At 64.2% G+C, this 13222-nt stretch carries 25 protein-coding genes; all 25 read right to left on the reverse strand.

Features of this window, described 5'->3' with window-relative positions; genetic code table 11:
* Nucleotides 1–13: 13 nt before the first annotated feature.
* Nucleotides 14–946 (reverse strand): RHS repeat-associated core domain-containing protein, encoded by a 933-nt coding sequence (locus tag C7I84_RS29670; protein ID WP_133170081.1) that lies wholly within the window; start codon nucleotides 944–946, stop codon nucleotides 14–16.
* Between the two features lie 130 nt (nucleotides 947–1076).
* The gene (locus C7I84_RS09795) at nucleotides 1077–1682 is read right to left on the reverse strand and encodes an adenylate kinase (protein ID WP_106771986.1); all 606 of its coding nucleotides are present in this window, start codon (nucleotides 1680–1682) and stop codon (nucleotides 1077–1079) included.
* A complete protein-coding gene (gene secY / locus C7I84_RS09800; protein WP_106771987.1) occupies nucleotides 1679–3019 on the reverse strand; it encodes a preprotein translocase subunit SecY in 1341 nt (446 codons plus the stop codon). Before secY ends, C7I84_RS09795 begins: the two co-directional genes overlap by 4 nt.
* Nucleotides 3020–3148: 129 nt before the next feature.
* Nucleotides 3149–3646, reverse strand: a complete 498-nt coding sequence (gene rplO / locus C7I84_RS09805) for a 50S ribosomal protein L15 (protein ID WP_106771988.1) — start codon at nucleotides 3644–3646, stop codon at nucleotides 3149–3151.
* A gap of 22 nt (nucleotides 3647–3668) precedes the next feature.
* A complete protein-coding gene (rpmD, locus tag C7I84_RS09810; RefSeq protein WP_106771989.1) occupies nucleotides 3669–3866 on the reverse strand; it encodes a 50S ribosomal protein L30 in 198 nt (65 codons plus the stop codon).
* A 24-nt stretch (nucleotides 3867–3890) separates the two neighbouring features.
* Nucleotides 3891–4454, reverse strand: a complete 564-nt coding sequence (gene rpsE, locus C7I84_RS09815) for a 30S ribosomal protein S5 (protein ID WP_106771990.1) — start codon at nucleotides 4452–4454, stop codon at nucleotides 3891–3893.
* Nucleotides 4455–4627: 173 nt separating this feature from the next.
* The gene (rplR, locus tag C7I84_RS09820) at nucleotides 4628–4987 is read right to left on the reverse strand and encodes a 50S ribosomal protein L18 (RefSeq protein WP_106771991.1); all 360 of its coding nucleotides are present in this window, start codon (nucleotides 4985–4987) and stop codon (nucleotides 4628–4630) included.
* 186 nt (nucleotides 4988–5173) lie between these two features.
* Nucleotides 5174–5707 carry a 50S ribosomal protein L6 gene (gene rplF, locus C7I84_RS09825; RefSeq protein WP_106771992.1) on the reverse strand — a complete coding sequence of 178 codons (534 nt, stop codon included), beginning with the start codon at nucleotides 5705–5707 and terminating at the stop codon, nucleotides 5174–5176.
* A 100-nt stretch (nucleotides 5708–5807) separates the two neighbouring features.
* Complete coding sequence (rpsH, locus tag C7I84_RS09830) at nucleotides 5808–6206, reverse strand: 30S ribosomal protein S8 (RefSeq protein WP_106771993.1); 399 nt, start codon at nucleotides 6204–6206, stop codon at nucleotides 5808–5810.
* Nucleotides 6207–6218: 12 nt separating this feature from the next.
* Complete coding sequence (rpsN, locus tag C7I84_RS09835) at nucleotides 6219–6524, reverse strand: 30S ribosomal protein S14 (protein WP_106771994.1); 306 nt, start codon at nucleotides 6522–6524, stop codon at nucleotides 6219–6221.
* A 27-nt stretch (nucleotides 6525–6551) separates the two neighbouring features.
* Nucleotides 6552–7109, reverse strand: a complete 558-nt coding sequence (gene rplE, locus C7I84_RS09840; RefSeq protein WP_106771995.1) for a 50S ribosomal protein L5 — start codon at nucleotides 7107–7109, stop codon at nucleotides 6552–6554.
* Nucleotides 7102–7413 carry a 50S ribosomal protein L24 gene (gene rplX, locus C7I84_RS09845; protein ID WP_106771996.1) on the reverse strand — a complete coding sequence of 104 codons (312 nt, stop codon included), beginning with the start codon at nucleotides 7411–7413 and terminating at the stop codon, nucleotides 7102–7104. The genes rplE and rplX overlap by 8 nt, the downstream gene beginning before the upstream one ends.
* Before the next feature lie 12 nt (nucleotides 7414–7425).
* Nucleotides 7426–7794 (reverse strand): 50S ribosomal protein L14, encoded by a 369-nt coding sequence (rplN, locus tag C7I84_RS09850; RefSeq protein ID WP_006205457.1) that lies wholly within the window; start codon nucleotides 7792–7794, stop codon nucleotides 7426–7428.
* A gap of 63 nt (nucleotides 7795–7857) precedes the next feature.
* Entirely contained in the window at nucleotides 7858–8103 is a 246-nt protein-coding gene (gene rpsQ / locus C7I84_RS09855) for a 30S ribosomal protein S17 (protein WP_106771997.1), read from the reverse strand.
* Nucleotides 8104–8114: 11 nt separating this feature from the next.
* The gene (rpmC, locus tag C7I84_RS09860) at nucleotides 8115–8312 is read right to left on the reverse strand and encodes a 50S ribosomal protein L29 (RefSeq protein WP_106771998.1); all 198 of its coding nucleotides are present in this window, start codon (nucleotides 8310–8312) and stop codon (nucleotides 8115–8117) included.
* A 14-nt stretch (nucleotides 8313–8326) separates the two neighbouring features.
* Nucleotides 8327–8740, reverse strand: a complete 414-nt coding sequence (rplP, locus tag C7I84_RS09865) for a 50S ribosomal protein L16 (protein ID WP_106771999.1) — start codon at nucleotides 8738–8740, stop codon at nucleotides 8327–8329.
* A gap of 26 nt (nucleotides 8741–8766) precedes the next feature.
* On the reverse strand, nucleotides 8767–9498 hold the full coding sequence (rpsC, locus tag C7I84_RS09870) for a 30S ribosomal protein S3 (protein ID WP_106772000.1): 732 nt from the start codon (nucleotides 9496–9498) through the stop codon (nucleotides 8767–8769).
* The gene (rplV, locus tag C7I84_RS09875) at nucleotides 9498–9884 is read right to left on the reverse strand and encodes a 50S ribosomal protein L22 (protein WP_106772001.1); all 387 of its coding nucleotides are present in this window, start codon (nucleotides 9882–9884) and stop codon (nucleotides 9498–9500) included. The genes rpsC and rplV overlap by 1 nt, the downstream gene beginning before the upstream one ends.
* A gap of 1 nt (nucleotide 9885) precedes the next feature.
* Nucleotides 9886–10164: a 30S ribosomal protein S19 gene (rpsS, locus tag C7I84_RS09880; RefSeq protein WP_106772002.1), complete on the reverse strand. Its 279-nt coding sequence runs from the start codon at nucleotides 10162–10164 to the stop codon at nucleotides 9886–9888.
* 16 nt (nucleotides 10165–10180) lie between these two features.
* A complete protein-coding gene (gene rplB, locus C7I84_RS09885) occupies nucleotides 10181–11014 on the reverse strand; it encodes a 50S ribosomal protein L2 (protein WP_106772003.1) in 834 nt (277 codons plus the stop codon).
* 19 nt (nucleotides 11015–11033) lie between these two features.
* Nucleotides 11034–11327 (reverse strand): 50S ribosomal protein L23, encoded by a 294-nt coding sequence (locus C7I84_RS09890; RefSeq protein ID WP_106772004.1) that lies wholly within the window; start codon nucleotides 11325–11327, stop codon nucleotides 11034–11036.
* Nucleotides 11324–11944 carry a 50S ribosomal protein L4 gene (gene rplD / locus C7I84_RS09895; RefSeq protein ID WP_106772005.1) on the reverse strand — a complete coding sequence of 207 codons (621 nt, stop codon included), beginning with the start codon at nucleotides 11942–11944 and terminating at the stop codon, nucleotides 11324–11326. The genes C7I84_RS09890 and rplD overlap by 4 nt, the downstream gene beginning before the upstream one ends.
* Complete coding sequence (gene rplC, locus C7I84_RS09900) at nucleotides 11944–12663, reverse strand: 50S ribosomal protein L3 (RefSeq protein WP_106772006.1); 720 nt, start codon at nucleotides 12661–12663, stop codon at nucleotides 11944–11946. Before rplC ends, rplD begins: the two co-directional genes overlap by 1 nt.
* A 62-nt stretch (nucleotides 12664–12725) precedes the next feature.
* On the reverse strand, nucleotides 12726–13034 hold the full coding sequence (rpsJ, locus tag C7I84_RS09905) for a 30S ribosomal protein S10 (RefSeq protein WP_007066362.1): 309 nt from the start codon (nucleotides 13032–13034) through the stop codon (nucleotides 12726–12728).
* A 63-nt stretch (nucleotides 13035–13097) separates the two neighbouring features.
* A partial coding sequence (locus C7I84_RS09910) for an EF-Tu C-terminal domain-related protein (protein ID WP_483423485.1) occupies nucleotides 13098–13222 on the reverse strand: 125 nt, incomplete at its 5' end.

Here is a 13222-nt window from a genome sequence, read left to right on the forward strand (position 1 = left end):
CACGGCACCAAAATTAAGGTGCACTCTCCTCCTTACCCGATGAGTGATTCGCTCCCGCCGCTATTCCCCCGGACGCAGCGCCTCCAGCAGCACCTCCTACTTGGTCAGGTGTCATCTTGTCATATTCGAAAATGCCGCCATTTCTTTTGGCAACTCGCTGATTCGGACTTGGCCCCGCCCAGCGCCCGAGTTTGCTATCCACCAATTTAGATTGACGAGTGAATGCATTATTAAACTCACGGTCAATAAGGGCCCTTTGCGGCCTTCCGGTAGGCGTCAAACGACCTGTAAACACTTCAACATTCTTGCGCCCAGGAAAGTTCCCCTTCACCGCCTCTTTTGCAATCGTCAGCTTCTCTCCCAACTTTCCCTTCGGGTGATTTGAGAGGCCGTTGATGCCATTGCTTATTCTGGATCCTACGACACCGCCGGCGAGTCCAAAAGCGCCGCCTACCGCAGCGTCCCCGACAACCCCCGATACGGTCGATGCATTGCCGTTTATCGCATCCTCGGTGACCCCAGCGGTCACGTTGCCGGCAGCTCCGGCAACTGCGGCCGTTCCGTAGACACCCACTGCCCCGCTCAACAACCCGGCCGTAGCTCCCGCGATCGCTCCGCCCGCCGCCGCCCCGGCGTAAGCTCCTACGCCACTGAGTTCTCCGTTGTATGCATCTACCGCCGCCTGAATGCCGACCCCAACCACGGCACCGACAACGGCACCCAATACCGCGAAGTTTCCATTCGGGTCGCTCTTGTTGATAGGATCGTTCAGAGCGTAGGCATATCTGTTGGTGCCGACACCGGGCAGTGTCGGATCCAGTGTATCCGGCGAAATATAGCGTATCGGCTCTATGATCGAGCGACTAGAGAGTTCCAGACGAACGGCTGGGGCCGCAATGCTCGTCGCCACATTGGCCGCTGTCGAGCATACCGCCAGCAGAACCACCGGCGCCCATCTTGCCCGTCTCCCGTTTCCCGATTCCATGGCAATCCCCCTTCGCCTAACGGAGGGAGAGCATGCCTGGAACCAAAGAACTTGAAAGACTACCCGTCGTTATCCACGGATTTTTTTGATCTCAGGCGACAGACTCCGCACGGTCGCCGCGATGCAGTATCCCCTCGACCTCGGCGGTCACCACATCGATGTCCGCCATGCCGTCGATCGTCCGCAATTCTCCGGTGCCGGCATAATACGCCGACAGCGGAGCCGTCTTCTGACGGTATTCGTCGAGGCGCTTCTTGAACGATTCCGGATTATCGTCGGCACGGGTCTGGCCGCCCGCCGCCAGGGTGTCGGCGACGCGCTTCTCCATGCGCTTCAGCAGCGCCGATTCGTCGACCTTGAGCTCGATCACCGCGTCGAGTTTCTGGCCCTTCTCGGCCAGCATGCTGGTCAGGGCCTCTGCCTGCGGCACCGTGCGCGGAAAACCGTCGAGGATGAAGCCCCTGCGGCAGTCCGGCTCGTCGATGCGCTCGGACACGATCTGGTTGACGATCTCGTCGGAGACCAGCTGACCGGAATCCATCACCGCCTTGGCGCGCTTGCCGACCTCGGTGCCTGCCTTGACGGCGGCGCGCAGCATGTCGCCGGTGGAGAGTTGCGGGATGCCGTGCTTCTCGACCAGGCGCTGCGCCTGGGTTCCCTTGCCCGCCCCGGGCGGTCCGAGCAGAATCAGCCTCATTTGCCCCTCTTCCCCCCGCGCAGCTTGGACTTCTTGATCAGCCCCTCATACTGGTGGGCGATCAGGTGACCCTGGATCTGCGCCACCGTGTCGAGCGTCACGCTCACCACGATCAGCAGCGAGGTGCCGCCGAGATAGAAGGGCACGCCGGTCGCCGAGATCAGGAACTCGGGCATCAGGCAGATGACGACCAGGTAGATAGCGCCGACCACGGTGATGCGCGTCAGCACGTAGTCGATGTATTCCGCCGTGCGCTCGCCCGGCCGATAGCCGGGAATGAAGCCGGAATGCTTCTTCAGCTGGTCGGCGGTGTCCTTCGGGTTGAAGACGATCGCCGTGTAGAAGAAGGCGAAGAAGGCGATCATCGCCGCATAGAGCGCCATGTAGAGCGGCTGGCCATGGCCGAGCGTCGCCAGGATGCCGCCCGCCCAGGCCGGCAGTTCCGCCGTATTGGTGAAGCCCGCGACGGTCGCCGGCAGAAGCAGCAGCGACGAGGCGAAGATCGGCGGGATGACGCCGGCGGTGTTGAGCTTCAGCGGCAGGTGCGAGGTGTCGCCCTGGAACATGCGGTTGCCGACCTGCCGCTTCGGATACTGGATCAGCAGGCGGCGCTGGGCACGCTCGAAGAAGACGATGACGGCGATCACCACGATCGCCAGCACGATGATCGCCAGGATGAGGCCCGTCGACAGCGCGCCGGTGCGCCCCAGCTCCAGCGTGCCGCTGATGGCGCTGGGCAGGCCGGCGACGATGCCGGCGAAGATGATCAGCGAGATGCCGTTGCCGATGCCGCGCGCGGTGATCTGCTCGCCCAGCCACATCAGGAACATGGTGCCGCCGACCAGCGTGATGACGGCGGAGATGCGGAAGAACCAGCCGGGATCGGTGACGATGCCGCTGCCGCTCTCCAGCCCGACGGCGATGCCGTAGGCCTGCACCAGCGCCAGAAGCACGGTACCGTAGCGGGTGTACTGGTTGATGATCTTGCGGCCCTGCTCGCCTTCCTTCTTCAGCGCTTCGAGCGACGGCACGACCGACGTCATCAGCTGCATGATGATGGAGGCGGAGATGTAGGGCATGATGCCGAGCGCGAAGATCGCCATGCGCTCGACCGCGCCGCCCGCGAACATGTTGAAGACGCCGAGCACGCCCCGGCTCTGCTGGGTGAAGGCCTGGGCGAAGGCGTCGGGATTGATGCCGGGAAGCGGGATATAGGTGCCGAGGCGGTAGACCAGCAGCGCGCCCAGCGTGAACCAGATGCGCTTCTTCAGGTCCTCGGCCTTTGCGAAGGCCGCGAAATTCAGGTTGGAGGCTAGTTGCTCGGCGGCCGATGCCATAAAGTATTCTCCGCTTCGTCACGCTGGGATGGCCGCAGCGGCGCCACGAGTCGACGAAGCTCCGAAATAGGCGCCGGGCGTCGAAGTTGCAAGCGGCCGACTATGCCGTCAGCCGCTTGCGACGAAGGGTCACTTGGCCTTTTTGACCATCTTCTTGACCGGCACGACCGGCTCGGGAAGCTTCACCGAGCCGCCGGCCTTTTCGATCTTCTCGACGGCCGCCTTGGAGGCGCCGGCCACGTCGAAGGAGAGCTTCGCCTTCAACTCGCCATCCGACAGCACGCGCACGCCGTCCAGCGGACGGCGGATGACGCCGGCCTTGATCAGCGCTTCGGCCGTCACGACCTCCTTCGCGTCGAGCTTGCCGGCGTCGACAGCCGTCTGGATGCGGCCCAGCGACACGGCGTTGAAGCTCTTCGAGAACGGGTTCTTGAAGCCACGCTTGGGCAGACGGCGATAGAGCGGCATCTGGCCACCCTCGAAGCCGTTGATGGCGACGCCGGAGCGCGCCTTCTGGCCCTTCACGCCGCGGCCGGCAGTCTTGCCGGAGCCGGAGCCGATGCCGCGGCCGAGGCGCTTGCGCGAGTGCGTCGCGCCTTCCTTGTCACGCAGTTCGTTCAGTTTCATCGTCTTTCTCCTGGCGCGCGGCTTACTTCTCGTCGACGACGCGGACGAGGTGCTGCACGGTCGCGATCATGCCGCGCACCGCCGGCGTATCCTCCAGCGTGCGCTGCTTGTGCATCTTGTTCAGGCCGAGGCCGACGAGCGTTGCCCGCTGTTCCTTCGGACGGCGGATCGGGCTGCCGATCTGCTCGACCGTGATGGTCTTGGTCGCTTTCTTTGCCATGGTCGTACTCCTCAGCGCCCGCGACTATTCTTCCGCGGCGACCGCGTTGCCGCGGCGAGCCTGGAGGGTCGAATACTTGATGCCGCGCTGGGCGGCGACGTCCTTCGGGTGCACCTGGTTCTTCAGGGCGTCGAAAGTGGCGCGCACCATGTTGTAGGGGTTCGACGAACCCATCGACTTGGCGACGACATCGTGCATGCCGAGCGTCTCGAACACGGCGCGCATCGGGCCGCCGGCGATGATGCCGGTACCGGGCTTGGCGGCGCGCAGGAGAACCTTGCCCGCTCCGTGGCGGCCTGCCACGTCGTGATGCAGGGTGCGACCGGAGCGCAGCGGCACGAAGATCAGGTCGCGCTTGGCGGCCTCGGTGGCCTTGCGGATCGCCTCCGGCACCTCGCGCGCCTTGCCGTGGCCGAAGCCGACGCGGCCCTTCTGGTCGCCTACCACGACGAGCGCGGCGAAACCGAAGCGACGGCCGCCCTTCACCACCTTGGCGACGCGGTTGATGTGGACGAGCTTGTCGACGAATTCGCTGTCGCGCTCGTCGCGGTCGCGCTCGCGGCGACCTTCCCTACGTTCCTGTGCCATGTCCTGTCCTTGTTCTTTTCCGGAAGCACGGGTTGCTGTGATGCGCCCGGCTGTGCCGGTGCGCGGTGGATTCACTTCGGTGAATGGTGAATGGAAAAATGGTGAATGGTATCAAGGCTTTGAAAGCCGCTCCTACCAGACTGCCATTTCACCATTCACCATTCACCATTCACTTAGAAGCTCAGGCCGCCCTCGCGCGCGGCTTCGGCCAGCGCCTTGACGCGGCCGTGATAGATGTAGGCGCCGCGGTCGAACACGACCTCCTTGACGCCGGCCTTGCCGGCCCGCTCGGCGATCAGCTTGCCGATGGCGGTCGCGGCGGCGATGTCGGCTCCCGTCTTGAGCGAGCCCTTCAGATCCTTCTCGAGCGTCGAGGCGGCTGCCAGCGTATGGCCCTTCCCGTCGTCGATGATCTGCGCGTAGATATGCTTCGACGAGCGATGCACGGACAGGCGCGGCCGATCGCCGGCGACCTTCCTGATCTGACGGCGGATGCGCTGCGCGCGCTTTTGCGTTGCTGCCTTGACGGCCATGGTCTGCTCCTGCCTTGTAAGACGGTGGCGGCCCTGTGCGGTAAGCCGATAGGCGCTTCCCGCGGCCGCCCTCCGTGGCGTTGCTTCGGTGAATGGTGAAATGTGAAATGGTGAATGGCACGATCCGCTGCGATGCAGTCGCTCGGACCTATCCTACTTCCATTTCACCATTCACCATTCACAGTCTTACTTCTTCTTGCCTTCCTTGCGGACGATCCGCTCTCCGGCATACTTCACGCCCTTGCCCTTGTAGGGCTCGGGGCCGCGATACTCGCGGATCTCGGCGGCAGCCTGGCCGACCGCCTGCTTGTCGATGCCCGACACGACGATCTCGGTCGGCTTCGGCACGGCGATCGTGATGCCCTGCGGCGCCTCGTAGACGACGTCGTGGCTGAAGCCAAGCGCCAATTGCAGGTTCTTGCCCTGCATGGCGGCGCGATAGCCGACGCCGTTGATCTCGAGCTTCTTCTCGAAGCCCTTGGTCACGCCGTCCAGGATGTTGACGATCTGGGTGCGCGACATGCCCCACTTGGAGCGGGCGGTCTTGGTCTGGTCGCGCGGCTCGACGGCAATCTCGCCGTCCTCCAGCTTGACCAGCACCTCGTCGTTGACGACGAACTTCAGCTCGCCCTTCGGACCTTTCGCGGTGACGATCTGGCCGTCGACCGAAGCGGTCACACCGGCCGGCACCTTCACCGGCTTCTTGCCAATACGAGACATCTGGTTGTCTCCTCTTTCCTATCCGGTGAATGGTGAAGGGAGGAATGGTGAAGGGTAGACGACCACCAACCGCTCGCTATTCACCATTCACGATTCACCCTTAGAACACCTTGCAGAGAATCTCGCCGCCGACGTTCTGCTCGCGCGCCTCGTGGTCGGCCATCACGCCCTTCGGCGTGGAGAGGATCGAGATCCCCAGCCCGTTGGCGACCGACGGAATCGACTTGACCGAGACGTAGACGCGGCGGCCCGGCTTGGACACGCGGGCGATCTCGCGGATGACCGGCACGCCGTCGAAATATTTCAGCTCGATCTCGATCTCGGACTTGCCGTTGTCGAAATCGGTCTGGCTGAAGTCGCGGATGTAACCTTCCGTCTTCAGAACCTCAAGCACGCGGGTGCGCAGACGCGAGGCCGGGGTCGACACCTTGGTCTTCTTGCGGCCGTAGGCGTTGCGGATGCGGGTCAGCATATCGCCGAGGGGATCGTTCAGTGACATGTCATGCCCTCCTTACCAGCTCGACTTGACCAGGCCCGGAACGGCGCCCAGCGAGCCCAGTTCGCGCAGCGCGATACGCGACATCTTCAGCTTGCGATAATAGGCGCGCGGACGTCCCGTCACCTCGCAGCGGTTGCGGATGCGCACCTTGGCGGAATTGCGCGGCATCGCGGCGAGCTTGAGCTGCGCGCGGAAGCGCTCCTCGATCGGCAGGTCCTTGCTCATGATGACCGCCTTCAGCGCCTTGCGCTTGGCTGCCTTCTGCTCCACGAGCCTGCGGCGCCGGTTGTTCTTCTCGACTGAGCTGGTCTTTGCCATTTCAGATCTTTCCTTTTCTCGCTGCCGTTACTGCCGGAACGGGAAGTTGAAGGCCTTGAGCAGAGCCCGGGCTTCGTCATCCGTCTTGGCGGTCGTACAAACGATGATGTCCATTCCCCAGATCTGGTCGACCTTGTCGTAGTTGATCTCGGGGAACACGATGTGCTCCTTGATGCCCATGGCATAGTTGCCACGCCCGTCGAAGCTCTTCGGGTTGAGGCCGCGGAAATCGCGCACGCGCGGCAGCGCGATATTCACCAGGCGGTCGAGGAACTCGTACATGCGTTCCTTGCGCAGCGTCACCTTGGCGCCGATCGGCATCTTCTCGCGCACCTTGAAGGAGGCGATCGACTTGCGCGCATGGGTGACGATCGCCTTCTGGCCGGCGATCAGCGCCAGGTCGGCGGCGGCCACCGACGGCTTCTTGGAATCGCCCGTCGCCTCGCCGACGCCCATGTTCAGCACGATCTTGTCGAGACGGGGGATCTCCATCTCGTTGTCGTACTTGAACTGCTCGAGCAGCGCCTTGCGGATGGTCTCTTCGTAGACCTTCTTAAGGCGTGGCTGAATTGCTGCCTTAGCCATTGATCGTTTCTCCCGAGCGCTTCGCGAAGCGCACCTTCTTGTCGCCTTCTGTTCTGAAGCCGACGCGGGTGGGCTTGCCGTCCTTCGGGTCGGCCAGCGCGATATTGGACAGATGGATGGGCGCCTCCTTGCGGATCAGCCCGCCCTGCTGGGACTGCGACTGACGCTGGTGGCGCACCACGATGTTGATGCCGCGCACGATCGCCGTGTCGTCCTTCGGCTGGACGGACAGCACCTCGCCGGAGCGGCCCTTGTCCTTGCCGGCGAGCACGACGACCTTGTCGCCCTTGCGGATATTCTGCATTTTTCCGGCTCCTTACAGAACTTCGGGCGCGAGCGAGATGATCTTCATGTGGTTCTTGGCGCGAAGCTCGCGCGGAACCGGCCCGAAGATACGCGTGCCGATCGGCTCTTTCTTGTTGTCGACGAGAACCGCCGCGTTCTTGTCGAAACGGATCACGCTGCCGTCCGGACGACGGATGTCCTTGGCGGTGCGTACCACGACCGCCTTCATCACATCGCCCTTCTTCACGCGGCCGCGCGGGATGGCTTCCTTGATCGACACCACGATGATGTCGCCGACGGAGGCGTATTTCCGCTTCGAGCCGCCCAGCACCTTGATGCACATGACACGACGTGCGCCGGAATTATCCGCGACGTCGAGGTTTGTTTGCATCTGAATCATGACTGGCCGCCTTCTTCATGTCTGGGGATGAGCAGCGCCCTCCCCGGCTTGTCCAAATTCTTGTTACTGCGAGGCCTGCGCCTCGGTCACGACGACCCAGCGCTTGTCCTTCGAGATCGGCTTCGACTCCTGGATGAACACGGTGTCGCCGACCTTGTGGGCGTTGTTCTCGTCATGCGCCTTGTACTTCTTCGACAGACGCACGGTCTTCTTCATCACCGGATGGGTGAAGCGGCGCTCGACCTTGACCACCACGGTCTTCTCGTTCTTGTCGCTGACGACGACGCCCTGCAGGATGCGCTTCGGCATTTTCTTCGTCCTTAAGCCTTCTTAGCCGCTTGTTGGGCGGCGATGGTCTTGATGCGGGCAATGTCCTTGCGGACCTGCTTGACCCGAGCAGTCTTCTCGAGCTGGCCGGTCGCCTTCTGGAAGCGCAGGTTGAACTGCTCCTTCTTCAGCGCCGCCAGGTCGTCGTCGAGCTGGTCGGGGGTCTTCGCCCTGATTTCGCTAGCCTTCATGTCCCAGCCCTTTCCTATTCCGCGATGCGCTGCACGAAGCGCGTCTTGACCGACAGCTTGGCGGCGCCGAGGCGCAGCGCCTCGCGCGCCGTCTCTTCCGGCACGCCGTCGATCTCGAACATGATGCGGCCGGGCTTGACGCGGCAGGCCCAGTAGTCGACCGCGCCCTTGCCCTTGCCCATGCGCACCTCGGTCGGCTTCGAGGTCACCGGAACGTCCGGGAACACCCGGATCCAGACACGCCCGGCACGCTTCATCTCGCGGGTGATCGCGCGGCGGGCCGCCTCGATCTCGCGCGCGGTGACGCGGTTCGGCTCAAGCGCCTTCAGCCCGAAACCGCCGAAGTCCAGGTTGGTGCCGCCCTTGGCGACGCCGTGGATGCGGCCTTTGAACTGCTTGCGGAACTTTGTGCGCTTTGGCTGCAGCATCGTTCTTACTCCAGATTCCTATGCTCTCAGGCGTTCTCGCGCCGCCGGCCGCGCTCGGCCCGCTCGCTGCGCTCGCCCGCATGGCTGTGATCGGTCTCGCTCGCCCGGCGCTCGGAGGCCATCGGGTCGTGCTCGAGGATCTCGCCCTTGAATACCCACACCTTGACGCCGCAGGTGCCGTAGGCGGTCTGCGCCTCGGCGGTGCCGTAGTCGACGTCGGCGCGCAGCGTGTGCAGCGGCACGCGGCCCTCGCGGTACCATTCCATGCGCGCGATCTCGGCGCCGCCGAGACGGCCCGCGCAGTTGATGCGGATGCCCTCGGCGCCGAGACGCATGGCCGACTGCACGGCGCGCTTCATGGCGCGGCGGAAGGCGATGCGGCGCTCGAGCTGCTGGGCGATCGACTGGGCGACCAGGGTCGCGTCGATCTCCGGCTTGCGCACCTCGACGATGTTCAAATGCGTCTCGGACTTCGTCATCTCGGTCAGCTTCTTGCGCAGCTTCTCGATGTCGGCGCCCTTCTTGCCGATGATCAGGCCCGGACGCGCCGCATGGATGGTGACGCGGCACTTCTTGTGCGGACGCTCGATCACGACCTTGGAGATCGCGGCCTGCTTGAGCTCGCTCTTCAGGTACTCGCGGATCTTGATGTCCTCGTGCAGCAGCTTGCCGTACTCGCCGGTGTTCGCGTACCAGCGCGAATCCCAGGTGCGGTTGATGCCGAGGCGAAGGCCGATCGGATTGATTTTCTGACCCATCAGGCGGCTTCCTTCTCTTCCACTTCACGCACCACGATGGTCAGGTGCGAGAACGGCTTCTCGATGCGGCTGGCGCGGCCGCGGCCACGGGCATGGAAGCGCTTCATGACGATCGACTTGCCGACATAGGCCTCGGCCACGATCAGCGCGTCGACGTCGAGGTCGTGGTTGTTCTCCGCGTTGGCGATCGCCGACTCCAGCGTCTTCTTGACGGTGCCGGCAATGCGCTTGCGCGAGAATTCGAGATCCGAAAGCGCGGACTGCACCTTCTTGCCGCGAATGAGCGCGGCAACCAGGTTCAGCTTCTGCGGGCTGATACGGATGGTGCGGAGGACCGCACGCGCCTCGTTGTCAGCAAGCCTGCGCGGAGCTTTGGCCTTGCCCATGTTACTTCCTCTTCGCCTTCTTGTCCGCGCCGTGACCGTAATAGGTCCGGGTCGGAGCGAACTCGCCGAACTTGTGGCCGACCATGTCTTCCGACACGTTGACCGGAATGTGCTTCTGGCCGTTGTAGACGCCGAAGGTGAGGCCGACGAACTGCGGCAGGATGGTGGAGCGGCGGCTCCACATCTTGATCACCTCGTTGCGGCCGCCATCGCGCACCTTGTCCGCCTTCTTGAGAAGAAAGCCGTCGACGAACGGACCTTTCCAGACTGAACGGGTCACTTCGCGTTACCTCTTCTTAGCTCTTGCGCTGATGGCGCGAACGCACGATGAACTTGTCGGTCGACTTGTTCGACCGCGTCTTCTTGCCCTTGGTCGGCTTGCCCCACGGGGTCACCGGATGGCGGCCGCCCGAGGTGCGGCCTTCGCCGCCGCCGTGCGGGTGATCGACGGGGTTCATGGTGACGCCGCGGTTGTGCGGGCGCTTGCCGCGCCAGCGCGAGCGGCCGGCCTTGCCGTCGTTGATGTTGGCGTGGTCAGGATTGGAGACCGCACCGACGGTGGCGAAGCACGAGCCGTGCACGACGCGCTGCTCGCCCGAGTTGAGGCGCAGGATCGCCATGCCCTGGTCACGGCCGACGAGCTGGGCGTAGGAGCCGGCCGAACGGGCGACCTGGCCGCCCTTGCCGGGCTTCAGCTCGACATTGTGGACGATCGTGCCGACCGGCATGGCCGACAGCGGCATCGCATTGCCCGGCTTCACGTCGACCGCCTCGCCCGAGACGATCTTGTCGCCGGCTGCGAGACGCTGCGGCGCCAGGATATAGTTGAGCTCGCCGTCCTCGTACCTGATCAGCGCGATGAAGGCGCTGCGGTTCGGATCGTACTCCAGCCGCTCGACCGTCGCCGCCATGTCGAACTTGCGGCGCTTGAAGTCGATGATGCGGTAGGCGCGCTTGTGGCCGCCGCCGATGAAGCGGGCGGTCACGCGGCCGTGATTGTTGCGGCCGCCCGACGACTTCAGCCCTTCGGTCAGGCCCTTCACCGGCTTGCCCTTGTAGAGCGCCGAGCGGTCGACGATGACCAGCTGGCGCAGGCTCGGCGTTACGGGCTTGTAATTCTTGAGTGCCATTGTTCTGTCCTCGCGCCCCTCAGAGACCCGTGGCGACGTCGATCGACTGGCCGTCGGCCAGCGTGACCACCGCCTTCTTCACGTCGCCCTGCCGGCCGATCGTCCCGCGGAACCGCTTCACCTTGCCCTTGCGGACGAGCGTGTTCACGCCCGTCACCTTGACGCTGAACAGCGCCTCGACGGCGGCCTTGATTTCCGGCTTCGTCGCCTTCTTGGCGACGTTGAAGACGACCTGGTTGTGCTCGGAAGCGGTCGTCGACTTTTCCGTGATCACCGGGCTGACGATCACGTCGTAGTGGCGAAGATCCGTCATTTGAAGCGCTCCTCGAGGGCCTCGACGGCGGCCTTCGAAAGGACCAGCGTGCCGCGGCGAAGAATGTCGTAGACGTTGATGCCCTGGATCGGCAGCACGTCGATGTTCGGAATGTTGGCGGCGGCGCGCTTGAAGTTCACGTCGAGCTCAGCCCCGCCGATCACCAGCGCGTTCTTCAGGCCGAGTGCCGCGAAATTCGCGACCAGCGCCTTGGTCTTGGCCTCGGCCAGCGTCAGCTCGTCGACGACGATGATCGAAGCGCTCTTCGCCTTGGCCGACAGCGCGTGCTTCAGGCCGAGGGCGCGCACCTTCTTCGGCAAATCGTGCTCGTGGCTGCGCGCCACCGGGCCGTGCGCCTTGCCGCCGCCGCGGAACTGCGGAGCGCGAGCGGAGGAGTGACGGGCGCGGCCCGTGCCCTTCTGCTTGTACATCTTGGCGCCGGTGCGGGCGATGTCCGCGCGGCCCTTCGCCTGATGCGTGCCCTGCTGCTTCTTGGCGAGCTGCCAGCGCACGACGCGCTGCAGGATGTCCTCGCGCGGATCGAGACCGAAGATCGCGTCCGAAAGCTCGACCTTGCCGGCGTCCTTGCCGCCGAGCGTTGAAATCTTGATGTCCATTATTCCGCACCCTCAGTGGCCGGAGCTTCGGTCTTGGCCGCAGCCGCTGCGCGCAGGCCGGCCGGCTTCGGCGCATTGTCCGGCAGCGCCACCTTGACGGCATCGCGCACCAGTATCCAGGCGCCCTTGGTGCCCGGAACCGCGCCGCGGATCAGGATCAGGCCGCGATCCGCATCGGTCGAGACGACCTCGACGTTCTGCGTGGTGACGCGGGTCGCGCCCATGTGGCCGGCCATCTTCTTGCCCTTGAACACCTTGCCGGGGTCCTGGCGCTGACCGGTCGAGCCATGCGTGCGGTGCGACACCGAGTTGCCGTGGGTGGCACGGCCGCCGCCGAAATTGTGGCGCTTGATGACGCCCTGAAAACCCTTGCCGGTCGAGGTGCCGGTGACGTCCACCTTCTGGCCCGGGACGAAATGGTTGACCGTGATCTCGGCGCCGACATCGAGCAGGTTGTCGTCGGAGACGCGGAACTCGGCGAGCTTCGCCTTCGGCTCGACGGAAGCGCCGGCGAAATGGCCGCGCAACGCCTTCGAGGTGTTCTTGACCTTGGCCAGGCCAACGCCGAGCTGGACGGCGGTGTAGCCGTTCTTCTCCTTCGTGCGCTGCGCCACGACCTGGCAGCTCTCCATGCGGAGAACGGTGACCGGGACATGCTCGCCGGCGTCGTTGTAGACGCGGGTCATTCCCAACTTCTGTGCGATTACACCTGAACGCATCGGTTCGATTTCCTTCAGAGGAGCCTTTCGGATTTCACCCCGGCCGGCTCATGGTCCAGCTCTCAGAGCTTGATTTCGACGTCGACGCCGGCGGCCAGATCGAGCTTCATCAGCGCGTCGACCGTCTGCGGGGTCGGGTCAACGATGTCGAGAAGCCGCTTGTGCGTGCGCATCTCGAACTGCTCGCGGCTCTTCTTGTCGATGTGCGGCGAGCGGTTGACCGTGAACTTCTCGATCCGCGTCGGCAGCGGGATCGGCCCGCGGACGTTGGCGCCGGTGCGCTTGGCGGTGGACACGATCTCGCGCGTCGAGGCGTCAAGCACCCGATGGTCGAACGCTTTGAGGCGGATACGGATATTTTGGCCGTTCATGCGTCAATTCCTTGTTCTGGCGCGGCGCGGGCGAATTCCCGCCCGCGACAGATCGGTTGCTTCTTATTCAGTGATCGACACGACGACGCCGGCACCGACGGTGCGGCCGCCTTCGCGGATGGCGAAGCGCAGCTTCTCCTCCATGGCGATCGGCACGATCAGCTCGACGTCGACCGTCACGTTGTCGC

Origin of the sequence: Kumtagia ephedrae (assembly GCF_003012745.1) — a bacterium.
Classification (GTDB): Bacteria; Pseudomonadota; Alphaproteobacteria; order Rhizobiales; family Rhizobiaceae; genus Kumtagia; species Kumtagia ephedrae.